Raw genomic sequence first — 25,462 nt, 5'->3', positions numbered from 1 at the left:
GGCCCCCTGCCGCACCGGCGGCCCGGTCAGCGGTGTGTGTCGCCCGCCGGTGCCGGGTCGGCGGATGCCGCCCCGTCGTGGGTCCTGCCGCCCGCGAACTGGGTGCGGAACAGCTCGGCGTAGAGACCGCCGGCGGCCAGCAGTTCGCGATGGGTGCCGCGCTCCCGGATGCGGCCTTCGTCGAGGACGAGGATCTGGTCGGCGTCCAGGATGGTGGCGAGCCGGTGCGCGATGACCAGCGACGTCCGGCCCGCGAGGGCGGTCTCCAGCGCCCGCTGGATGGCCGCCTCGGACTCGGAGTCCAGATGGGCCGTGGCCTCGTCGAGAATGACGACCGGCGGTGACTTCAGCAGCAGCCGGGCGAGGGCGATGCGCTGCTTCTCACCTCCGGACAGCCGGTAGCCGCGGTCGCCGACCACGGTGTCCAGACCGTCCGGCAGGGCGGAGATCGTCTCCCAGATCCGGGCCGACTCACAGGCCGCGACCAGTTCGGCGTCGTCGGCGCCGGGGCGCGCGTACAGCAGATTGGCGCGGATCGTGTCGTGGAACAGATGCGCGTCCTGGGTGACGACGCCGACCGTGTCGTGGACCGAGCGCAGCGGAAGGTCCCGCAGATCCTGCCCGCCGATCCGGACCGTACCGGAGAGGGGGTCGTAGAGCCGGGGCACCAGGCTGGTGACCGTGGTCTTTCCCGCCCCGGACGGGCCCACCAGCGCGGTGAGTTTCCCGGCGGGCGCTCGGAAGCTCACCGAGTCCAGGACCAGGCTTTCACCGGCCCGCTCCGGGGCCCGTGGGGCGAGGGACTCCAACGAGGCCAGGGAGACTTCGCCGGCGGCCGGATAGCGGAAGGACACCCCGTCGAACTCGACGTCGGGAGCGGTTCCGCCGCCGTCCGGAAGGGGACGGGCCGCCGACGGTTCGCCGATGAGCGGTTCCAGGTCGAGCACTTCGAAGACCCGGTCGAAACTCACGAGTGCGATCATCACGTTGATCTGCATGTTGGCGAGTTGGTTGATCGGCCCGTACAGGCGCAGCAGCAGCGCGGCCATCGCCACCAGGGTGCCGAGCTGGAGCGTGCCGTCGACCGTCAGCACCCCGCCGAGGCCGTAGACGAGCGCACTGGTCACTCCGGTGATCAGGGTGGTGATGATGAACAGCATCCGGCCCCAGACCGAGGTGGTCACCGCGATGTCCCGGACCCGGCCCGCCTTGTCGGAGAACGACCGGGCCTCCTCGTCCGGACGGCCGTACAGCTTGGCCAGCATCGCGCCCGACACGTTGAACCGCTCGTTCATCAGCGAACCCATATCGGCGTTGAGACCCATGCCCTCCCGGGTGAGCCGCTGCAGCCTGCGGCCGACGAGCTTCGCGGGGAGCAGGAAGAACGGGATCATCACCAGCGCCGCGACGGTGATCTGCCACGACAGGAAGAACATCGTCCCCAGCACCAGGATCAGCGTCAGCAGGGTCGACACGGTCTGCGAGAGCAGCGTCGTGATCGCCTGCTGGGCGCCGACGACATCGGTGTTGAGCCTGCTGACCAGGGATCCGGTCTGGGTGTGGGTGAAGAAGGCCAGCGGCTGCCGCTGCACATGTTCGAACACCCGGCAGCGCAGGTCGTAGACGATGCCCTGGCCGACCCGGCCGGAGAACCAGGTCTGGACGAACAGGGCCGCCACGTCGACGAGCGCCAGACCGGCGATGACCAGCGCGATACCGATCACCACGCCCTTTTCGCGCGGGATGATCCCGTCGTCGATGATCACCTTGAGGAGGAGCGGGCTGGTGGCCGTCACGGCGGCGCTCACGGCCGTCGTCAGCATCACCGTCGCCAGCGACCAGCGGTACCGCAGGGCGTAGGGGACGATGCGCCGGACCGTTCCCGGCCGGATCTTCTGCCGGGTGACCGACCGGTCGACGCCCAGCGGTATCGGGCCCGTGCGCGGGCCGCCCATCATGACCACGGAGACCTCCGTTCCGCGCCGCTCCCCGATCCGCTCGGGTGCCCGGCCGCGAGCAGGTTCGGAAAGGGTTGGGGTCCGGGCCGGGCGGGCCGGGAGCCGGACGGCCGCCCGGGGCGCCGTACCGTCCGCCGCGGTATCGGCGATCCGCACGTCGACGGCGTCCGGCCCGTCCCGGGGCCGACGGGGAGCGACAGTACCCGCGGGCCCGGAGGCCGGGAAGGCCGCGCAACCCCGCCCCGTACGGTGTTCAACTCCGGCCCCGCCGCGGTTGAACGCCCCGCCACGGCCGCGGGGGAGATTCGGTAACCGCCGGGAAACCTCCCCGCCCCGACGCTGAACGGCATGCAGACACTGTCAATCCCCGGGGTCCCGCAGGCCTGCGGCGCCGCCGAGGGGACCGTCCGGAGGGTGAGCCATGCTCGATTCTGAGGCCACGACCCCGGTGCCGCAGGCGGAGGCCGAGCGGGAGGAGGAACGCGCCCCGGCGCCCCGGCGCCGCCGCGGCCTCCGGGCGGTCATCGGCGGGACCACGGTCCTCGCGGTCGGCGCGGCCGGCACCTTCCTCGTGGTCCGGGACGACCAGGGCTCCTCGTCGCAGGACTCCTCCTCGCTGCCCACCGCGACGGTCACCCGGACCGACCTCGTCAACACCAGCGACGTCGACGGAACCCTGGGCTACGAGGGCAGCAGCACTGTGCTGGGGCCCGGCGGCGGGCGGATCACCTGGCTCCCCGAGGGCGGTGACGTCGTCAAACGGGGACAGCGGGTGTACGCCGTCGACAGCCGTGACGTCCCTCTGTTCTACGGGTCGACTCCGTTCTGGCGGGAGCTGAAGTCCGAGGTCACCAAGGGTGTCGACGTGCTGGAGCTGGAGCGCAATCTGAAGGCCCTCGGCTACGGTGGCGGGCTCGCCGTCGACCGGCTCTTCACCTGGCGCACCGAGGAAGCCGTCAAGAAGTGGCAGAAGGACCTCGGGGTCAAGCAGACCGGCATCGTGAAACCCGACGATGTGACGGTGCAGCGAGGTGCGATCCGGGTCACCAAGGTGCAGGCCGTCCTCGGGGCTCCCGCCGGGGGAGTGGTCCTCACCGGCAGCGGCACCGCACGCCTGGTCACGGTGAACCTGCCGGTCGGCGACCAGAGCATGGCCCGCAAGGGCGCCAAGGTGCGGATCACCTTGCCGGGCGGCAAGGAGACCACCGGACGCATCAGCGCCGTCGGCACGGTCGCCACCGCCGGGACCACCAACTCCGATTCCCAGACCGGGGAAGGCACCGAGAACGCCACCATCCCGGTCTACGTCACCCTCGACAAACCGGCCAGCGCGGGCACCCTCGACAGCGCCCCGGCCACCGTCGGCTTCACCAGCACCGAGCGGAAGAACGTCCTCGCCGTCCCGGTCAACGCCCTGCTGGCGTCCTCCGAAGGCACCTACTCGGTCAAGGTGGTGGACTCTTCCGGAGACGCCCGCTCCGTCCCGGTCAAACTCGGGGTCTTCGACGGGAACAAGGTCGAGGTGCAGGGCAGCCTCACCCCCGGGCAGAAGGTCCAGGTGCCCCGGTCATGAGCGGCGGGAACCGCACCCGCGGCAACGGCACCGGCAACGGCACCGGCGGGCATCCGACCGCGATCATCGAGGTGGAGGACGCCACCAAGGAGTACCCGGGCGGGGTCCGCGCCCTGCACCGGGCGTCGCTCACCGTCGGGCCCGGCGAACTGGTCGCGATCGTCGGACCCTCCGGCTCCGGCAAATCGACCCTGCTGAACCTGATGGGAACCCTCGACACCCCCACCACCGGCCGGGTCCTGATGCAGGGCCACGACATCGCCGAACTGCCGGACCGCCGGCTGGCCGCGGTCCGCGCCCACTGGATCGGCTTTGTGTTCCAGCAGTTCTTCCTCACACCGCATCTGTCCGCCCTGGACAACGTCGCCACCGGCCTGCTCTACCACGGTGTGGCACCCACCGAGCGACGGCGCCGCGCCCGCCGCGCCCTGGAGCGCGTCGGCCTCGGCCACCGCCTCGACCACCGGCCGCACCAGATGTCCGGCGGCGAGAAGCAGCGGGTCGCGATCGCCCGCGCGGTCGTCGGCGATCCGCCGCTGCTCCTCGCCGACGAACCGACCGGCAACCTCGACTCCGTCGCGGGCGCCGGGGTGCTGGAACTCCTCACCGAACTCCACCGCGACGGCACCGCGATCGTGGTCATCACCCATGATCTGGACGTCGCCGCCGCCTTGCCGCGGCGCCTGGAGATCAGGGACGGCCGGATCCGGATCGACACGGGGGTGACGGTATGAAAGCGCTCCCGGATCCGGCGCGGCTGCGCGCCGGGGACCTGGCCGTCGTCGGCCTGGAAGGCCTCCGCGGCAGACCGCTGCGGGCCATGCTGTCCGCCCTCGGCATCGCCATCGGCGTGGCCGCGATGGTCGCCCTGGTCGGCATCAGCACCGTCAGCAGGGCCGGACTCATGGCCGAAATCGAGGAACTCGGCACCAATCTGCTCACCGTCGAACCGGGGACGTCCCTCCTCGGCACGGAGTCCAAACTGCCCGCCGGGGCCGAAGGCATGGTCTCCCGCATCCCCGGTGTCACCGGGGTCTCGGCAACCGGCCTGGTGAAGGACGCCACGGTCCGCCGGACCGACCGGATCCCCTCCACCACGACCAGCGGCGTCTCCGTCCGCGCCACCCGCACCGATCTGCTGGACACCCTCGGCGGCACCGTCCGCTCGGGAGCCTTCCTCAACGCCGCCACCAGCACGACCCCGGCAGTCGTCCTCGGCGCCACCGCCGCCGAACGGCTCGGCATCGACCGGGCCGGCGAGAACGTCTACATGGGCGGCCGCTACGTCATGGTCACCGGCATCCTCCACGAGGTGAAACTCGCCCCCGAAATCGACCGCTCGGCCCTGATCGGCTGGGACTACGCGGGCCGGCTCGGCTTCGACGGCTATGTCACCACGCTGTACGAGCGGTCCACCGACGCGACCGTGCAGTCGGTACGGAACGTCCTGGCCCCCACCGTCAACCCCGCGCACCCCGACGAGGTCAAGGTCAGCCGCCCCTCCGACGCGCTCACCGCACAGGCCGCCGCCGTCCGCGCCTTCAACGCCCTCTTCATGGGCCTGGGCGCGGTGGCCCTGCTGGCCGGCGGCGTCGGCATCGCCAACGTCATGGTCATCTCGGTACTGGAACGACGCCAGGAGATCGGACTGCGGCGCTCACTGGGGGCCACCCGGGGACAGATCCGGCTCCAGTTCCTCACCGAATCGGTGACCCTCTCCGCCCTCGGCGGAGCCTCCGGAGTCGTCTTCGGCCTCGGTATCTGCTTCTCCTACGCCGCCTACCGCGGCTGGCCGCTGGCCCTGCCCGGACAGGCCATCGCCGCGGGCGTGGCCGCCGCGATCGCCATCGGCGCCCTGGCGGGCCTCTACCCGGCCCGCCGCGCCGCCCGCCTCACTCCCACCGAGGCGCTGGCCACCACCTGACCGGTCACCCCCGGGACCGGTCGCCCCGGGGTGTCTGCGTGTCCGCCCGTGCGGTCACGCAGACACCCCGGTTTTCCTTTGCCCGCTCCCCGGCCGACTGCCAGGCGGCGACGGTCACCCGAGCGAAACCTCCCCGGAGCCACGCTGAGAAGCATGAAGAAGCAGACTCTCGCCGCGGTGGCCCTGACCGCCGCCGCCATGTTCGGGCTGACCGCGTGCGGTGACGACGGTGGCTCCGACAAGGGCTCCAGCAGCACGGGCGCCGACGCGGACCGGATGCAGCAGTTCGCCGACTGCCTGCGCAAGTACGGAATGGACGTGCCCGAGAAGGGCGACCGCGGGAAGGAAGTCGTCCCCGCCAGCGGATCGTCCGCCCAGATCGAAGCGGCCCAGTCCGCCTGCGCCAAGTTCGCACCGCCGGACTCCGGCGAGGACGTCACCGAAGCCGACTACGACCGTGCGGTCCGCAAGGCGGAGTGCCTGCGCGAGCAGGGCATCAAGGCCAAGGACCCCAAGTCGGGCACCACGATGATCGCCGTCGAGGAGGGGCCCGGCACCACCCGGGAGAAACTCGTCGCCGCCTACACCACCTGCAACGAGAAGGTGTCCGGGAAGAAGGACTGACCGGGGCCGCCCCGGCCGCGGCTCCGGAACCCGGAATTCGTCACCTCGGCACCCGCAACCCCTCGAAGCGACGGCCCCGGCCGCCGCCCCGCCCGGCCCCGCCGGAACGGAGCGGCGGCCGCCCCCTTTTCAGCACCACCCCCGTTCCCGCACCACCCCCGTTCTCCGCACCACCCCCGTTCTCCGCACCACCCCATTCGCCGTGTTCAACCGCGGCATCCACCCGGTTGAACGGCCCCCTCTCCCGACCTCCCCGGCGACCATCTGTTCAGCCTTGTTCACCGTCCGGCGGTGCGTTGGAATGTCCGGGCCGACGGGGCCCGCACTCGGAAAAGAACAACACGGCGCTCCCACGGAACTTCGGCGTGGCGTTCGATGCACAAAGGAGACGCATTGATGATCCCGTTGTCGTTCGCCCAGCGCCGGCTCTGGTTCCTGACCCAGTTGGGGAATTCCGGCCTCCTCTACAACAACGTCATCACCCTGTCCCTGCACGGCCCGGTGGACACCGAAGCCATGGCAGCGGCATTACGGGATCTGCTGGAGCGCCATGAATCACTGCGCACCGTATTTCCCGCCGTGGACGGCGAGCCTTACCAGCGCATTCTCGAACCCGGCGAACTCGACTGGGAACTGGAGCTGCGCACCGCCGCACCCGGCGAGATACCCGAGGTCCGGTCGGCGGCCGCCCGGACCGCCATCGACCTCTCCACCGAGGTCCCGATCCGGGCCACGCTGCTCACCACCGCACCCGACGAGCATGTGCTGATCCTGGTCATCCACCACATCGCCACCGACGCCTCGTCCCACGCCCCGCTGGCCCGCGACCTGTCGGCCGCCTACACCGCACGCCTGGGCGGCGACGCCCCGGACCGGGCGCCGCTGCCGGTGCAGTACGCCGACTACGCCCTGTGGCAGCGCGAGCTGCTCGGGGACGAGTCCGACCCGGCCAGCAGGATCAGCGTCCAGACGGAGTACTGGCGGCGGGCCCTCGCCGGAGCGCCGGAGGAACTGGCGCTGCCCGCCGACCGCCCGCGCCCCGCGGTGCCCGGCCACGGCGGACACCGCGCACCGCTGCGGGTCCCGGCCGAAACGCACGCCCGGCTCACCGCCCTGGCCAGGGCGGAGGGCGTCACCGCCTTCATGCTGGTGCAGGCCGCGCTCGCGGTGACCCTGTCCCGGCTCGGCGCCGGTGACGACATTCCGATCGGCGCGGCCGTCGCGGGCCGTACCGACGAGGCGATGGACGACCTCATCGGGTTCTTCGTCAACAGCCTCGTGATGCGTACGGACCTGTCCGGCGATCCGGCGTTCCGTGAGGTGCTGGGCCGGGTCCGGCGGAGCAGTCTGGAAGCCTTCGCCCACCAGGACGTGCCGTTCGAGAAACTGGTGGAGGAGCTGGCGCCCGGACGGTCCCTGACCCGGCATCCGCTGTTCCAGACCATGCTGACCGTACGGAACACCGGCGCCGCGGCCCTGGACCTGCCCGGGGTCACCGTCGAACCGCTGCCGTCGAACCTGCCCGTGGCCCGCTTCGACCTCGACGTCATGCTGGAGGAGACCTTCGACGCGCAGGGCCGGCCCGCCGGGCTGACCGGCGATGTCGTCGGCGCCGACGCCCTGTTCGACCCGGCCGGGGTGACCGGGATCGCGGACCGCCTCGTCCGGGTCCTCACGGCCGTGGCCGCCGACCCCGACATTCCCGTGCACACGGTCGACCTGCTCGACCCCGCGGAACGCGACCGCATCCTCGTCGACTGGAACGCCACCGCCACCGCCACCGCCACCCGGTCCCCGGCCGTCCCCGTCCCCGTCGCCTTCGCCCGGCAGGCCGCAGAAACCCCCGAAGCCGTCGCCGTCCGCCACGGAGACCGGACGACCGCCTACGCCGAACTCGACGAACGCGCCCGCCGGCTCGCGGGCGCCCTCACCGGACTCGGTGTCGGAACCGGATCCGTCGTCGGACTCTGCCTGCCGCGGGGCGCCGACGCCGTCGCCGCGGTCCTCGCCGTCTGGCGCACCGGCGCCGCCTACCTCCCGATCGACCCCGCCCATCCCGCCGAACGCCTCGGATACGTGCTCCGCGACAGCCGGGCGGTGGCCCTCGTCTCCACCGGGACGCTCCTCGACGCCCTCCCCGTGTCCCGTATCCCTGTGATCGCCGTCGACGACCCCGCCGACCTCGACACCACGGCCCTCCCCGCCCGGGCCCCGGCCGCCGTACCCCACCCCGACGAGGTGGCGTACGTGATGTACACCTCCGGCTCGACCGGCACTCCGAAGGGCGTCGCCGTCACCCACGGCGGCCTCGCCAACTATGTGCACTGGGCCGCCGGAGCCTACGAGTCGGGCCCCGGCGGCGCCGTCCTGTACTCCTCCCTCGCCTTCGACCTGACGGTCACCAGCCTCCTCGTACCACTGGTGACCGGAGCACCGATCACCGTCGGCGAGGACGGCGGTGTCGAGGACCTGGCCGATGTCCTCCGTACCGGCGCAGGCTTCGACCTGGTCAAGGTTGTTCCCGCGCACCTCCCGATGCTGGCGGAGCTGCTGCCCGCCGACCGGATCTGCGGCGCGGCCCGCCGGTGGATCGTCGGCGGCGAAGCCCTCACCGGCCCCACCGCCTCCGCCTGGCTGGACCTCGCACCCGACACGGTGATCGTCAACGAGTACGGCCCCACCGAAACCGTCGTCGGCTGCGCCGTGTACGAGGTCAGGGCCGGGCAGCCGACGGGGCCCGCGGTCCCGATCGGCCGACCGATCGACAACACCCGGCTGTATGTCCTCGACCGGCGGCTCGCCCCCGTACCGCCCGGCGTGCCCGGAGAGCTGTACGTCGCGGGCGCCGGCCTGGCCCGTGGCTACGCAGGCCGGGCCGCCCTCACCGGCGAACGGTTCGTGGCCTGCCCCTTCGCCCGCGGCGAGCGCATGTACCGCACCGGCGACCTCGCGAAGTGGACCCCCGACGGGGAACTGGTCTTCCTCGGCCGCACCGACGACCAGGTGAAGGTACGGGGCTTCCGCATCGAACCCGGCGAGGTGGAGGCGGTCCTGCGCACCCACCCCACGGTCGGCCGGGCCGCCGTCGTGGCCCGCGAGGACACCCCCGGTGACACCCGGCTGGTGGCGTACGCCGTCCCCGCCGACGGCACCGACCCCGCCGACCTCGACACCACGGCCCTGCGGGACCTGATCGCCCGCAGCCTCCCGGACTATCTGGTGCCCGCCGCCGTGGTGCCCCTGGCCGGCCTGCCGCTCACCGCCAACGGCAAACTCGACCGCAACGCCCTCCCCGCCCCCGACTACGCGACCGGCACCGGCGACGGACGCCCGCCCGCCACTCCGGAGGAGGAACTCCTCTGCGGGGCGTTCGCCGAAGTCCTGGGCCTCACGGCGGTCGGCGTCGACGACAGCTTCTTCGACCTCGGCGGGCACTCCCTCCTCGGCGTCCGGCTGCTGTCCCGGATCCGCACCGTCCTGGGCACCGAACTGCCCCTGTCCGTCCTCTTCGAACGGCCCACCGCGGCCGGGCTCGCCGCCTGGCTGACCGCCACGGGCACCGGCCGGTCCCGGCCCGCCCTCACCGCGGGCCCCCGCCCCGAACGGCCCCCGCTCTCCTTCGCCCAGCGCCGCCTGTGGTTCGTCGCCCGGCTCGAAGGCGCAGGCCCCGCCTACAACACCACCGCCGCGATCCGTCTCACCGGCCCCCTCGACGTCCCGGCCCTCACCGCGGCCCTGCGCGACGTCGTCGCCCGCCACGAACCGCTGCGTACCGTCTATCCGACCGCCGACGGCGAGCCCTACCAGCGGATCCTCGCCCCCGGCTCGTACGACGGGGACCTCACGGTCCGCCCCGCCGGACCGGACCCGGAGCGGACCGTAACCGAGGCGACCGGGCACGCCTTCGACCTGACGGGCGAACCTCCTTTCCGGGCAACACTCCTCCGCACCGGCGACGGGGACCGTGCCGGCCATGCCAGTCATGCCGACGATGCCAGTCATGCCGACCAGGCCAGTCATGTGCTGGTCCTCGTCATGCACCACATCGCCAGTGACGGCTGGTCCATGGCCCCCCTCGGACGCGACCTGTCGGCGGCGTACACGGCACGACTGCGCGGCGAAGCCCCGGCCTGGACGCCGCTGCCCGTCCAGTACGCCGACTACGCGCTCTGGCAGCGGCAGCTGCTGGGCGACGGGAACGACCCGGACAGCCTGCTGTCGACCCAGATCGCCTACTGGCGGAACACCCTCTCCGGGGCACCGGAGGAACTGGCCCTGCCGACCGACCTGCCCCGCCCCGCCGAACCGAGCCGCCGCGGACACCGGCTGCCGTTCCTGATCCCCGCCCCCGTCCACGCCCGGCTCGCCGCACTCGCCCGCGCCGAGGGCGCCACCCTCTTCATGACGCTCCAGGCTGCCCTCGCGGTCCTGCTGAGCCGGCTCGGCGCCGGAACGGACATCCCCGTCGGCATCCCCGTCGCCGGCCGCTCCGACGAGAACCTGGAAGACCTCGTGGGGTCCTTCGTCAACACCCTCGTCATCCGCACCGACCTCTCACGGGACCCGGACTTCCGCACCGTGCTGGCCCAGGTCCGCACCGCGACCCTCGGCGCCCTCGCCCACCAGGACGTCCCCTTCGAACGGCTCGTCGAAGAACTCGTCACCACCCGGTCCCTCGGCCGCCACCCCCTCTTCCAGACCATGCTCACCGTCCAGAACACCGACCGCGCCGCACTCGAACTCCCCGGCGTCCGCACCGACGAGAGCCCGGCCGGGACCGCCGCCGCAGCAGCCCGCTACGACCTCCACTTCACCGTGGGCGAAACCTTCGACGACGAAGGCCGCCCCGCGGGCCTGCGCGCCCAGGTCACCCTCGCCGAAGACCTCTTCCACGCCGGAACCGCAGCCCGCGCGGCCGCCTGGTTCACCCGGGTACTCGAAACCGTCACCGGCAACCCCGACGTCAGGCTGCACTCCGTCGACATCGTCGACCCCCGGGAACGCGACCGCCTCCTCCACCGCTGGAACGACACCGCCGTCCCCGGCACCCCGCCCGCCGTCACCCGCCTCTTCCGGGAGCGGGCAGCCGCAACCCCGGACGCCACCGCCCTGGTCGCAGACGGCATCGAAACCACCTACCGCGAACTCGACGCCACCGCCGACCGGCTCGCCCGCTTCCTCCGGGACCAGGGCGTCGGCCCCGAATCCGTCGTCGGTCTCCGTCTGCCCCGCGGCACCCGGATGATCAGCGCCGTCCTCGGCGTCTGGCGTGCCGGAGCCGCCTATCTCCCCGTCGACGGAGAACTGCCCGCCGAACGGGTCGCCTTCATGCTCGCCGACAGCGGGGCGCGCCTCCTCCTCACCGACCCCCGCTCCGACGGCACGCCCGACGACGGCATCACGGCCCGTACCGCGGGCGTGCCCGTCGTCCCCATCGACGAAGCCCACCCGGCGCAGGACGACACCGAACCCGCCGCCCCGGCCCCCGCCGATCCCGCCGGGCTTGCTTACGTCATCTACACCTCGGGCTCCACCGGCATCCCGAAGGGCGTCCAGGTCACCCACGGATCACTCGCCAACTACGTCGCGTCCGCCTCCGAACGCCTCGGCTGGACCGGGCCCGGAACCCGCTACGCACTCCTCCAGCCCCAGGTCACCGACCTCGGCAACACCGTCGTCTTCATCAGCCTCGCCACCGGCGGGGAGTTGCACGTCCTGGACCGCGAAGCGGTCACCGACCCGGCTGCCGTCACCGCCTACCTCCGCGACCGGCGCATCGACTGCGTCAAAGCCGTCCCCTCCCACCTGGCGGCCCTCACCGCCGGAACCGGCCCCGACGCCTTACTCCCCGCCCGCTCCCTCGTCCTCGGCGGCGAAACCGCCCCCGCCGCCTGGCTCCGCGAACTGCTGAACGCCACCGGAGACCGCCGGGTCTTCAACCACTACGGCCCCACCGAAACCACCATCGGCGTCGCCACCACCGAACTGACACCCGCCCTCGTCGCCGACGGCCCCGCCCCCATCGGCACCCCCATCGCCAACACCCGCCTCTTCGTCCTCGACGACGCCCTCTCCGCCGTACCCACCGGCGTCGTCGGCGAACTGTACGTCGCGGGCGCCGGACTCGCCCGCGGCTACGCGGGACGGCGTGCCCAGACCGGAGAACGCTTCGTCGCCTGCCCCTTCGGCACCGGCGAACGCATGTACCGCACCGGCGACCTTGCGAAATGGACCACCGGCGGCCGACTCGTCTACACCGGCCGCTCCGACACCCAGGTCAAGATCCGCGGCTACCGCGTCGAACCCGGCGAGGTCGAGGCCGCCCTCCTCGAACACCCCGCCGTCGACCGCGCCGCAGTCGTCACCCGCCCCGACTCCCGCGGCGACCACCAGCTGATCGCCTATCTCGTCCTCACCCCGGACAGCACCCTCGACACCACAGCGGACAGCACTCCCGGCAATACAGCGGACGGCACCCAGGACACCACAGCGGACGGCACCCCCCACGGCGACCTCCGCACCTTCCTCGTCCGCCGCCTGCCCGACCACATGCTCCCCGCCGCCTCAGTCGTCCTCCCCGCCCTCCCGCTCACCGCCGCGGGCAAACTGGACCGCCACGCCCTCCCCGACCCCCACGACCCCACAACCGGCACCACCGACCGGGCACCCGCGAACCCCACCGAAACCACCCTCTGCGCGATCTTCGCCCAGGTCCTCGGCACCGACACCGTCGGCGTCCACGACAGCTTCTTCGACCTCGGCGGACACTCCCTCCTCGCCATCCGCCTCCTCTCCCGCATCCGGACCGCACTCGGCGCCGAGATCAGAATCCGCACCCTGTTCGAAGCCCCCACCGTCGCCGCCCTCGCAGCACGCCTCACCGATCCCGCACCCGCCCCCCACCACCCCCGCCCCCCGCTGCACACCCGCACCCGCCCCGACCACACCCCACTGTCCTTCGCCCAGCAACGCCTCTGGTTCCTCGACCGGATGGAAGGACCCGCCCCCACCTACAACATCCCCCTCGCCGTACGGCTCACCGGCCCCCTCGACATCCCGGCCCTCACCGCGGCCCTCCACGACGTCATCGCCCGCCACGAACCGCTGCGCACCGTCTATCCGACCGCCGACGGCGAGCCCCACCAGCACATCATCGACCCCGCCGACATCGCCCCGCCGCTGACGGTCACCCCCCTGGACCCCGGCGACCTCCCCGACGCCGTCGCCGAAGCCGCCCGCCACACCTTCGACCTCGCCCGGGAGACACCCATCAGGGCCCGGCTCTTCACCCTGGGCCCCGACGACCGGGCCCTCGTCATCGTCCTCCACCACATCGCCACCGACGGCTGGTCCCACGCCCCCCTCGGCCGCGACCTCACCGCCGCCTACACGGCCCGGCTGCGCGGCGAAACCCCCGACTTCACCCCACTGCCCGTCCAGTACGCCGACTACGCCCTCTGGCAGCGCGAGCTGCTGGGCCGCCCGGACGACCCGGCGAGCCTGCTCGCCACCCAGACCGACTACTGGCGGCGCACCCTCGACGGCGCACCCGAGGAACTCGCCCTCCCCGCCGACCGGCCCCGCCCGCCCGCCGCAGGACACCTCGGACACCGCGCACCCCTGCGGATCCCCGCCGACACCCACCGGCGCCTCACCGACCTCGCCCGCACCGAGAGCGCCACCACCTTCATGGTCGCCCAGGCCGCCCTCGCGGCACTCCTGTCACGCCTCGGCGCAGGGACGGACATCCCCATCGGCACCTCGGTCGCGGGCCGTACCGAAGAAGCCCTCGACGAACTCGTCGGCTTCTTCGTCAACACCCTCGTCATCCGCACCGACCTCACCGGCGAACCCGCCTTCCGGCAGCTGCTGGCCCGCGTCCGCGAAACGAGCCTCGGCGCCCTCGCCCACCAGGACATTCCCTTCGAACGGCTCGTGGAGGAACTCGCCCCGGCCCGGTCCCTCGCCCGCCACCCCCTCTTCCAGACGATGCTCACCGTCCGGAACACCGAGCGCCCGCTCCTCGAACTCCCCGGCGCCCACGCCGAACCCCTCGAAGGAGCCGGCACCGCGGCCCGCTTCGACCTCGAAGTCCACCTCCGCGAAACCTTCGACGACGACGGCCGCCCGGCGGGACTCCACGGCACCGTCAACGGATCCGCCGACCTCTTCGACGCCCCGACCGTCACCGGAATCGCCGAGCGCTACACCCGCTTCCTCACCGCCCTCACCACCAGCCCCGACGTTCCGCTGCACGCCGTCGACGTCCTCGACCCCCGGGAACGCCACCAGGTCCTCACGGAGTGGAACGACACCACCGTCCCCGTCCCCCCGGCGACCCTCCACGAACTCTTCGAAGCCCAGGTCCGCCGCACCCCCGGCGCACCCGCCGTCGTCTTCGACGACCACGACCCGACCACCGACCCGACCACCGACCCGACGACCGATCCGACGACCGAACTGACGTACGCGGAACTCGACGCCCGTGCCGAACGCCTCGCCCACCATCTGACCGGCCTCGGAGCGGGCCCCGAAACCGTCGTCGCCGTCGTCCTCGACCGCGGCCCCGAACTGGTGACGGCACTCCTCGGCATCCTCAAAGCAGGCGCCGCCTACCTTCCCGTCGATCCCGGATACCCCGCCGACCGCATCGCCCTCCTCCTGGCGGACGCGGCACCCGTGGCCGTCCTCGACGACCCCGCCGCCATAGCCCGCATCTCGGCCCCCGACCACACCCCGGACACCGCCGCCCTTCCGGCGCGCACCGCCGTCTCTTCGGCGCGCACCGCCCCCGGCGAACAGCACCCCGCCTACCTCATCTACACCTCGGGCTCCACCGGCCGGCCCAAGGGCGTCCTGATCACACACCGCGCCATCGTCAACCGGCTCGTCTGGATGCGCGACCACTACCGCATCGGACCCGGCGACCGGGTGATGCAGAAGACCGCCGTCGTCTTCGACGTATCCGTCTGGGAGCTGTTCTGCCCCCTCGTCGCGGGCGCCACCCTCGTCCTCGCCCGCCCCGGCGGCCACCGCGAACCCCGGTACGTCGCCGACCTCATCCGCACTCGGCGGATCACCGTCCTGCACTTCGTCCCGTCCATGCTGGACGCCTTCCTGGAACACTCCGGCGCGGGCGAACTCCCCGGCCTGCGCGCCGTGATGTGCAGCGGCGAAGCCCTCCCGCCCGAGACCCGGACACGCTTCCTCCGGACGTACGGCCAGGTCGAACTGCACAATCTGTACGGCCCCACGGAAGCCGCCGTCGACGTCACCGCCTGGCACTGCGACCCGGCCGTCACCGACGGTACGGTCCCCATCGGCGCCCCCGTCGCCAACACCCGCGTCTATGTCCTCGACGGCCGTCTGTCCCCCGTCGCCCCCGGTGTCACGGGAGAGCTCTATCTGGCCGGAGTGCAGCTCGCCCGCGGTTACGCGGGCCGGGCGGGCCTCACCGCCGAACGGTTCGTGGCCTGCCCGTACGGTCCTGCCGGTGAGCGGATGTACCGCACCGGCGACCTGGCCCGCTGGACCCCGGACGGACAGCTCGTCTTCGCGGGCCGGGTGGACGACCAGGTCAAGATCCGCGGCTTCCGCATCGAACCCGGCGAGATCCGCGCCGCGCTGCTCACCCACCCGGACGTCGCCCATGCCGCGGTCGTGGCCCGTGAGGACACGCCCGGCGACCCGAGGCTCGTGGCGTACGTCGTCCCGGCCGGCGGCAACCCCGGCCACCCGGACCAGGCCGACCCGGGCCCCGGGATCGACCTCGACGCACTGCGGGCCCACGCCGCCGCCCGCCTGCCCGAGCACATGGTTCCCGCAGCCTTCGTCGCCCTGGCGGAACTACCGCTCACGGTCAACGGCAAGCTCGACCACAGGGCCCTGCCCGCCCCCGACTACACCACGGGCGAGGGCCGCGGCCCCGTCACCGTCCGCGAAGAGATCCTCTGCGAGGTCTTCGCCCAGGTACTCGGGCTGGACCGGGTCGGCATGGACGACGACTTCTTCCGGCTCGGCGGCCACTCCCTGCTGGCCGTCACTCTCGCGGAACGGCTCCGCACCCGAGGGGTCCCCGTCCCCGTACGCGCCCTCTTCGACACCCCCACCCCGGCCGGACTCGCCCGCGCGGCCGACGCCGAAACGACCCCGGTCCCGGAGAACCTCATCCCGCCCGGCACCGACCGGATCACCCCCGACATGCTGCCCCTCGTCGACCTCACCCCGGCCGAGGCCGACCGCGTGGCCGAAGCGGTGGAAGGCGGCGCCGCCAACGTCGCGGATGTCTACCCGCTCACCCCCCTTCAGGAGGGCATGCTCTTCCACCATCTGCTCGCCGACGACGGCGCCGACGTCTACGTCACCGCCCAGGTCGTCGAGTTCGACAGCGCCGACCGGCTCGACACGGTGGCGCGCGCCCTCCAGCAGATCGTCGACCGCCACGACATCTACCGCACCGCGATCATCCGCGAAGGCCTCAGCGAACCCGTCCAGGTGGTGGCACGCCACGCCGTCCTCCCGGTCGTCGACCACACTCTCGACGAAACCCTCGACGCATCCCTCGACGAATCCTTTGAGCCTGCGGACGACGGCGCGGCAGCGGCACTCCTGGCAGCCGCCGGACCGAGCATGCGCCTGGACCGCGCCCCGCTGATGGACCTGCATACAGCCGCCCTGCCCGACGGACGGTGTCTGGGCCTCATCCGTATGCACCATATGGTCCAGGACCGCCTCAGCCTGGACGTACTCCTCCAGGAACTCCGCACGATCCTCTCCGGAATCGCCGACCGGCTCGCCCCGCCCGCCCCCTTCCGCACCATCGTCGCCAGAACCCGGAGCATCCCGCGGGCCGAACACGAACGCTTCTTCACGGAGCTCCTCGGTGACGTCACCGAACCCACCGCGCCCTACGGCCGGCTCGACGTACTGAGCGGCGGCCACGACGCGGTCTCCGCGCTGGTCCCCTTGGAGCCCGAATCCGTACTCCTCCTCCGTGACGTGGCACAACGCCTCGGCGTGAGCCCGGCCACCGTGCTGCACATCGCCTGGGCGCGCGTCCTCGCCGTACTGTCCGGCCGCGACGACACCGTCTTCGGAACCGTGCTCCTCGGCCGGATGAACGCCGGTGAGGGAACGGAGCGGGTCCTGGGCCCGTTCATCAACACCCTGCCGGTACGGGTCCGGACCGAGCTGCTCGGTGTTCGGGCCGCGGTCGAGGCGATGCGTACCCAGTTGGCGGCGCTGCTGGAGCACGAGCACGCCCCCTTGGCACTCGCCCAGCGCGCCGCCGGAATCCCCGGCAACGCACCGCTGTTCACCTCCCTCTTCAACTACCGCCACGTCTGGCGCGGAACCGGCGGCACCGGGCGCGGCTCCTTCGAGGGCATGCGCAGCCTCCTGGTCCGGGAACGGACCAACTACCCGCTGAGCGTGGCCGTCGACGACCTGGCCCGGGACGAGCTGGTCGTCAATGTCCAGTCCGTCGGCTCCATCGACCCGGGCGCCGTGGGCCGGCTGATGCGCACGGCGGTGGAGAACGTGCTGGGGGCGTTGACCGGCACGCTGGAGGGCGGCCGGGACGTTCCGCTGCGGGAGGTGGAGGTCCTCGATTCGGTCGAGCGGGGTCGGGTGTTGGCCGAGTGGAACAGCACCGGGGTGGTTGTGGGGTCGGGGTCCGGGTCGGTGTTGGGGTTGTTCGAGGGGTGGGTGGCTGAGGCGCCTGGTGGGGTGGCGGTGGTGGTTGATGGGGTTGAGGTGTTGTACGGGGAGTTGGATGTGGCGGCGGGTCGGTTGGCGGGTTGGTTGCGGGGGCGTGGTGTGGGTGGGGAGTCGGTGGTGGGGCTTCGGCTGGGGCGTGGTGTGGAGATGGTGGTGGGGATTCTGGGTGTGTGGAAGGCGGGTGCTGCGTATCTGCCGGTGGAGGGTTCGCTGCCGGATGAGCGGGTGGAGTTCATGTTGGCGGATGCGGGTGCGGCGTTGGTGGTGGGGCCGGGGGAGCTTGTGGAGTCGGCTGGTTGTGAGCCTGTTGTTTCTCGTCCTGGGGTGGATCCGGCGGGGCTGGCGTATGTGATCTATACGTCGGGTTCGTCGGGTGTGCCGAAGGGTGTTGGGGTTTCGCATGGGTCTCTGGTGAATCTGGTGTCGGTGTTCGGTCCGGTGATGGGTGCGGGTCCGGGTGCCGGGGTGTTGCAGTTCGCGTCCTTCGGTTTCGACGCGTCGGTGCTGGATGTGGCGGTGGCGTTGTCGTCGGGTGCGTCGTTGTGGATTGCGACGGAGGAGCAGCGCCGGGAGCCGGAGCGGTTGCGTGAGCTGGAAGGGGTGACGGCGGCGAGTGTGGTTCCGTCGCTGTTGGGTGTGATCGACCCGGGGGTGCTGGAGCGGGCGGACACCCTGCTGGTGGGTGCAGAAGCCATCGGTGAGCCGGCGGCCCGTCTGTGGGCGGAGGGTCGTCGGCTGGTCAACACGTACGGTCCGACCGAGGCGACGGTGATGGTCGCTGCGGCGGACGTGGATTCCGGCAGGGAAGGTCCGGTGCCGTTCGGACGCCCGATCGCGAACACCCGCCTGTACGTGTTGGATGCCCGGCTGCAGCCGGTCCCCGTCGGCGTCGCGGGGGAGCTGTATGTGGCAGGTGCTGGGTTGGCCCGGGGCTATGTAAACCGCCCCGCCCTCACCGGGGAGCGGTTCGTCGCCTGCCCGTATGGTCCTGGTGGTGAGCGGATGTACCGGACGGGGGATCTGGCCCGCTGGACGGCGGACGGTCAGCTCGTCTTCGCGGGTCGCGCGGATGATCAGGTGAAGATCCGCGGGTTCCGTATCGAGCCGGGCGAGGTCGAAGCCGTACTCCTCACCCACGCCGACGTTCGTCAGGCCGCGGTGATCGTCCGCGATGACGCTCTGGTGGCCTACGTCGTGGCCGCATCCGACACCGACGATCTGCGGGCATGGGTGTCAGGCCGCCTGCCGGACTACATGATCCCCGCCGCATTCGTGTCCCTGCCGGAACTGCCCTTGACGGCGAACGGGAAGCTCGACCGCACAGCTCTGCCTGCGCCGGAGTTCGGCATCGGCACGGGTCGGGCCCCGGTCACGGTCCAGGAGGAGATCCTGTGCGCCGTCTTTGCCGATGTCCTCGGTTTGGACTCCGTCGGGGTGGACGACGACTTCTTCCGACTCGGTGGGCATTCCCTTCTCGCCGTGACGCTGGTGGAGCGGTTGCGGGTGCGGGGTGTGTCGGTCTCCGTGCGGGCGTTGTTCGAGACGCCGACTCCTGCTGGTCTGGCGGGTGCTGCGGGTGCGGTGTCGGTTCCGGTGCCGGAGAACCTGATCCCGCACGGTACGGACCGGATCACCCCGGGGATGCTGCCGCTGGTGGAGCTGGACCAGGCGGAGATCGACCGCGTGGTTGCCACGGTCGAGGGCGGGGCCGTGAACGTCGCGGACATCTACCCCCTCGCCCCCCTCCAGGAAGGCATGCTCTTCCACCACCTCATGGCGGGTGCAGGCGGTGCGGACGTCTATGTCACGGTCCGGGCGCTGGAGTTCGACTCGCGGGCACGGCTCGACGAGTTCGCCCGGGCTCTGCAGCAGGTGATCGACCGGCACGACATCTACCGGACTTCGGTGGTCTGGGACGGCCTGCGTGAGCCGGTCCAGGTCGTCTGGCGGCACGTCGTACTGCCGGTCGTCGAGCACACCCTGGAACGCGCCAGTGGGCACGAGGTCGACACGGCGGGAGCCTTCCTTGCCGCCGTCGGTCTGGCCATGGAACTGGACTCGGCCCCGCTGATGGACCTGCATATCGCAGAGGTACGGGATGGCCGCTGGGTCGCTCTGGTGCGGATGCACCACATCCTTCAGGACCACCTCGGGAAGGACGTACTGCTGCGGGAACTGCAAGCCGTGCTCGACGGAGAGACCGACCGACTGGCACCGGCAGTCCCGTTCCGGAACTTCGTGGCCCAGACCCGTCGTGTGCCGCGCTCCGAGCACGAACGGTACTTCGCGGAGCTTCTGGGCGATGTGAACGAGCCGACCGCGCCCTACGGCGTCCTCGACGTCCGCGGTGACGGCAGCGATGCCGAAACGGAGACCTTCACGGTCGCGGACGACGTTACCGGACGTCTCCATCGGACAGCCCGACGACTGGGCGTGAGCACAGCGACGGTCCTCCACGTTGTGTGGGCCCGGGTGTTGGGCGTGCTGTCGGGCCGGGACGACGTGGTGTTCGGCACGGTGCTGTTCGGCCGGATGAACGCGGGCGAGGCAGCCGACCGGATACCGGGCCCGTTCATCAACACGCTTCCCGTACGCCTTCCGACCGGGCGAACCGGGGTCCGCACCGCTGTCGAGCAGATGCGAGCCCAGCTGGCCGCACTGTTGGAGCACGAGCACGCCCCGCTGGCGGTGGCCCAGCAGGCGAGTGGGGTCGACGGCAATGCCCCGCTGTTCACCTCCCTCTTCAACTACTGGCACGGGGGAGACCGCGACGAGGAGGGGCGTACCCCGCCGCAGTCGATGGACGGCATCCGCGCGGTCTCGTCACGTGACCGCACCAACTACCCGCTGACCGTGGCGGTCAACGACCTCGGTCCGGACCGGCTCAGCGTCAGCGTGGAAGCCGTGGCACCGATCGACACGGGAGCTGTCACCCGGCTCTTCGCTACGGCTCTGGAACGCGTCGTCGAGGCCCTGGACGCCATCTGGGACGGAGCCCCCGAAGCGGCACTGGACTCGCTGAGCATCCTCGATTCGGTCGAGCGGGGTCGGGTGTTGGCCGAGTGGAATGACACGGGGGTGGTTGTGGCGCCGGGGTCGGTGTTGGGGTTGTTTGAGGGGTGGGTGGCTGAGGCGCCTGGTGGGGTGGCGGTGGTGGTTGACGGGGCCCAGGTTTCGTACGGGGAGTTGGATGTGGCGGCGGGTCGGTTGGCGGGTTGGTTGCGGGGGCGTGGTGTGGGTGGGGAGTCGGTGGTCGGACTCCGGCTGGGGCGTGGTGTGGAGATGGTGGTCGGGATTCTGGGTGTGTGGAAGGCGGGGGCTGCGTATCTGCCGGTGGAGGGTTCGCTGCCGGATGAGCGGGTGGAGTTCATGTTGGCGGATGTGGGTGCGGCGTTGGTGGTGGGGCCGGGGGAGATTGCGGAGTCGGCTGGTTGTGAGCCTGTTGTTTCTCGTCCTGGGGTGGATCCGGCGGGGCTGGCGTATGTGATCTATACGTCGGGTTCGTCGGGTGTGCCGAAGGGTGTTGGGGTTTCGCACGGCTCTCTGGTGAATCTGGTGTCGGTGTTCGGTCCGGTGATGGGTGCGGGGCCGGGTTCCGGTGTGCTGCAGTTTGCGTCCTTCGGTTTCGACGCGTCGGTGCTGGATGTGGCGGTGGCGTTGTCGTCGGGTGCGTCGTTGTGGATCGCGACCGAGGAGCAGCGCCGGGAGCCGGAGCGGTTGCGTGAGCTGGAAGGGGTGACCACTGCCAGTGTCGTTCCGTCGCTGTTGGGTGTGATCGACCCGGGGGTGCTGGGGCGGGTGGACACCCTGCTGGTGGGTGCGGAGGCGATTGGTGAGCCGGCTGCTCGTCTCTGGTCGCAGGGTCGTCGGCTGGTGAACACGTATGGTCCGACCGAGGCGACGGTGATGGTCGCTGCGGCGGACGTGGATCCCGGCAGGGAAGGTCCGGTGCCGTTCGGACGCCCGATCGCGAACACCCGCCTCTATGTTCTGGATGCCCGCCTTCAGCCGGTCCCGGTTGGGGTGGCGGGGGAGTTGTATGTGGCGGGTGCGGGTCTGGCGCGGGGCTATGTGAACCGCCCCGCCCTGACCGGTGAGCGGTTTGTGGCCTGCCCGTACGGTCCTGCGGGTGAGCGGATGTACCGGACGGGGGATCTGGCCCGCTGGACGGCGGACGGTCAGCTCGTCTTCGCCGGACGCGCCGACGACCAGGTGAAGATCCGGGGCTTCCGTATCGAGCCCGGCGAGGTCGAAGCCGTACTCCTCACCCACCCCGACGTTCGTCAGGCCGCGGTGATCGTCCGCGACGACGCCCTGGTGGCCTACGTCGTATCGGGCTCCGACGATCTTCGTGCATGGGTGTCGAGCCGTCTGCCCGACTACATGATCCCCACCGCCTTCGTCACCCTGCCCGAACTCCCCCTGACCGTGAACGGAAAACTCGACCGCACCGCCCTCCCCGTGCCCGCCATGGACACCAACACCGGCCGGGCCCCGGCCACCGTCCACGAAGAGATCCTGTGTGCCCTCTTCGCCGATGTCCTCGGACTGGACTCCGTCGGCGTCGACGACGACTTCTTCCGGCTCGGCGGCCACTCCCTCCTCGCCGTACGCCTCGTCTCCCGGATCCGCGCGACCCTCCGCCTCGAACTCCAGGTCCGGTCCCTCTTCGAAGCCCCCACCGCCGCTTCTCTCGCAGGCCGTCTGACTGCCACGGCCGCCGGGCCCGCCCGCACACCCCTCAGCGCAGCAGGAAGCCGGCCCGACCGCGTACCACTCTCCTTCGCCCAGCGCCGGCTCTGGTTCCTCGCGCAGTTGGAAGGCCCCAGCCCCACCTACAACATCCCCGTCGTCGTACGGCTCTCCGGCGTGGACGCCTCCGCGCTGGGTGCGGCGTTGCGGGATGTGATCGGGCGTCACGAGTCGCTGCGTACGGTCTTCCCGGCTGTCGACGGCGAGCCGTACCAGCACATCCTGGAGCTGCGGGATCTCGATTGGCAGCTTCAGCACAGCAGGGTGACCACCGAGGCCCTTGCGGAGTCCGTGGGACGGGCCGCGCGGTACGCGTTCGACCTTTCGGCGGAGCTGCCGCTGCGCGCGTGGCTGTTCGAGGCCGGCCACGACGAGCAGGTGCTCGTGGCCGTGATGCACCACATCGCCGGTGACGGCTGGTCCATGGGGCCGCTGGGCCGGGACATCTCTGCCGCCTACACGGCGCGCCTCGGCGGGCAGTCCCCGGCGTGGGAGCCGCTGCCGGTCCAGTACGCCGATTACACGCTCTGGCAGCGCGACCTCCTCGGAGACCAATCCGATCCGGAGAGTCTGCTGTCGGCCCAGGTCGAGTACTGGCGACAGACGCTCGCAGGTGCGCCCGAGGAGCTGGCCCTGCCCGCCGACCGGCCGCGTCCCGCCGTGGCGAGCCACCGCGGTCATGCTGCGTCTCTCCGCATCCCGGCCGAGGTACACCGGCGCATGGCCGATCTGGCGCGTACTGAAGGCGCGACGCCGTTCATGGTGCTGCAGGGAGCCCTCGCGGTGACGCTGTCGCGGCTCGGTGCCGGGATCGACATCCCGATCGGCTCGGGCGTGGCGGCACGCGGTGACGAGGCCTTGGAGGACCTGGTCGGGTTCTTCCTGAACACGCTGGTGGTCCGGACGGATCTGGCGGGTGATCCGGACTTCCGGCAGGTGCTGGGGCGGGTGCGGGAAGCGAGCCTGGGGGCCTTTGCCCACCAGGACGTCCCCTTCGAAAAGCTTGTCGAAGAGCTGGCGCCCGAGCGGCTGATGTCCCGCCACCCGCTGTTCCAGACCGTGCTGACCTTGCAGAACGTCGAGCGTGCCGGGCTCGAACTCCCCGGTGTGGTGACCGGTGCGGCGTCGGCCGCAGAGAGTGCCGTCACCTCATCGGTGAAGTGCGACGTCGACGTGATGATCATGGAACAGTTCGACGGCGAGGGCCGGCCGGCGGGGCTGCGCGGGGTGGTCACCGTGGCGGCGGATCTGTTCGACGAGCCCGCGGCCGCGCGGTTCGCTGACTGGTTCGCACGAGTACTGGCCAGCCTCACCGCGGCCCCCGGTAGTCGCCTGTCCGCCGTCGGACTCCTCGACGGGCGGGAACACGAGCAGGTGATCTCCACATGGAATGCGACGGGTCGGGGTGTGGTGGGTTCGTCGGTGGTGGAGTTGTTTGCGGGGCGGGTGGTTGAGGCTGGGGATGCGGTGGCGGTGGTTGCCGGGGGTGTTGAGGTGTCGTATGGGGAGTTGGATGCGGCGTCGAGTCGGTTGGCGCGGTATTTGGTGGGTCGGGGTGTGGGTGCGGAGTCGGTGGTGGGGTTGTGTCTGCCGCGGGGTGTTGATCTGGTGACGGCGATTCTTGGTGTGTTGAAGGCGGGTGCGGCTTATCTGCCGCTGGACGGGCGGCTGCCGGTGGACCGGCTGGCGTTCATGCTGGCGGACAGTGGGGCGCGGCTCGTTCTGGGTGTTCAGGAGTCTCTCGGTGATGTGCCTGTGGGGCGGGTGTCGTTGGTGGCGTTGGACGATGCGGTGACGTCGGCGCTGGTTGCTGCGGAGCCGGAGGGCTTGCCGGATGTGGTGGTCGGCGGGTTGGGGTTGGCGTATGTGATGTATACGTCGGGGTCTTCGGGGGTGCCGAAGGGGGTGGCTGTGGGGCATGGGGGTGTGGTGAATCTGGTGGCTGCTCAGGGGGAGCGGTTCGGGGTGGGTGCGGGTGCGCGGGTGTTGCAGTTTGCGTCGGTGGGGTTCGATGCGGCGGTGTCGGAGGTGTTGGTGACGCTCTGCTCGGGTGGGGTGCTGGTGATGGCGCCGGGGCAGGGGCTGGATGCGGGCGACGGGCTCGTCGGGCTGGTGGAGCGCCACGGGGTGACGCATGCGACGCTGCCACCCGCCGTGTTGGGGGCGTTGGAGCCGGGTGACCTGGCTTCGATCCGCACGCTGGTGTCGGCGGGTGAGGCGCTGGACTCGGTGCTGATCGACCGGTGGGCTCCGGGGCGTCGTCTGATCAACGCGTACGGTCCGACGGAGATCACGGTGTGTGCGTCGATGTCGGGTGGGTTGTCGGTGGGTGATGAGCCGACGATTGGTACGCCGATTGTGAATGCGCGGGTGTTTGTGCTGGATGCGGGGTTGGGTCCGGTGCCGGTGGGTGTGGTGGGGGAGTTGTATGTGGCGGGTGCGGGTGTGGCGCGGGGGTATGTGGGTCGTCCGGGTCTGACGGGTGAGCGGTTCGTCGCCTGTCCGTTCGGGTCCGGTGGTGAGCGGATGTACCGGACCGGGGATCTGGTGAAGTGGACCGCGGACGGGCGGCTGATGTTCGTCGGCCGTGCGGACGACCAGGTGAAGATCCGCGGGTTCCGCATCGAGCCCGGTGAGGTCGAAACCGTACTCGTGACCCACCCCGACGTCCGCCAGGCCGCCGTCGTCGTCCGCGAGGACACGCCGGGAGACCGGCGACTCGTCGCCTACGTCGTCCCGGCGGGCGAGGACGGCGACGACGACAGCGATCTCGCCGGGCTGCGGGAGTTCGTGGCCGGACGCCTGCCCGACTACATGGTTCCGGCGGCCGTCATGGCGCTGGCCGCCCTGCCGATGACCGTGAACGGCAAGCTCGACCGGCGCGCGCTTCCGGCCCCCGAGTACGCGACGGGC

Annotated in this window: 6 protein-coding genes (1 of these 6 cut by a window edge); 5 read left to right on the top strand and 1 reads right to left on the bottom strand. The window is 71.4% G+C overall.

Going from position 1 to position 25,462, the window contains the following annotated elements:
• Positions 1-26: 26 nt before the first annotated feature.
• Positions 27-1,958 carry an ABC transporter ATP-binding protein gene (locus B7R87_RS00950; protein ID WP_040917146.1) on the bottom strand — a complete coding sequence of 644 codons (1,932 nt, stop codon included), beginning with the start codon at positions 1,956-1,958 and terminating at the stop codon, positions 27-29.
• A gap of 421 nt (positions 1,959-2,379) precedes the next feature.
• Between B7R87_RS00950 and B7R87_RS00945 the strand changes: the two genes are divergently transcribed.
• From B7R87_RS00945 to B7R87_RS00925, 5 genes are all read left to right on the top strand, one after another.
• Complete coding sequence (locus tag B7R87_RS00945; RefSeq protein ID WP_006351008.1) at positions 2,380-3,531, top strand: efflux RND transporter periplasmic adaptor subunit; 1,152 nt, start codon at positions 2,380-2,382, stop codon at positions 3,529-3,531.
• Positions 3,528-4,265, top strand: a complete 738-nt coding sequence (locus B7R87_RS00940; RefSeq protein WP_006351009.1) for an ABC transporter ATP-binding protein — start codon at positions 3,528-3,530, stop codon at positions 4,263-4,265. Before B7R87_RS00945 ends, B7R87_RS00940 begins: the two co-directional genes overlap by 4 nt.
• On the top strand, positions 4,262-5,455 hold the full coding sequence (locus B7R87_RS00935; protein WP_006351010.1) for an ABC transporter permease: 1,194 nt from the start codon (positions 4,262-4,264) through the stop codon (positions 5,453-5,455). The genes B7R87_RS00940 and B7R87_RS00935 overlap by 4 nt, the downstream gene beginning before the upstream one ends.
• Before the next feature lie 153 nt (positions 5,456-5,608).
• Positions 5,609-6,079 (top strand): hypothetical protein, encoded by a 471-nt coding sequence (locus B7R87_RS00930; protein ID WP_006351011.1) that lies wholly within the window; start codon positions 5,609-5,611, stop codon positions 6,077-6,079.
• Positions 6,080-6,475: 396 nt separating this feature from the next.
• A protein-coding gene (locus B7R87_RS00925) for a non-ribosomal peptide synthase/polyketide synthase (protein WP_157997755.1) crosses the window boundary here: on the top strand, positions 6,476-25,462 show its 5' portion. 16,302 nt of this gene lie beyond the right edge of the window; only the first 18,987 of its 35,289 coding nucleotides appear in the window; the start codon lies at positions 6,476-6,478; its stop codon lies beyond the right edge, outside the window.

Source organism: Streptomyces tsukubensis, assembly GCF_003932715.1.
Lineage (GTDB): Bacteria > Actinomycetota > Actinomycetes > Streptomycetales > Streptomycetaceae > Streptomyces > Streptomyces tsukubensis.
Note: the sequence above shows the minus strand (reverse complement) of the source record. Positions and strands in the feature narration are given on the sequence as shown.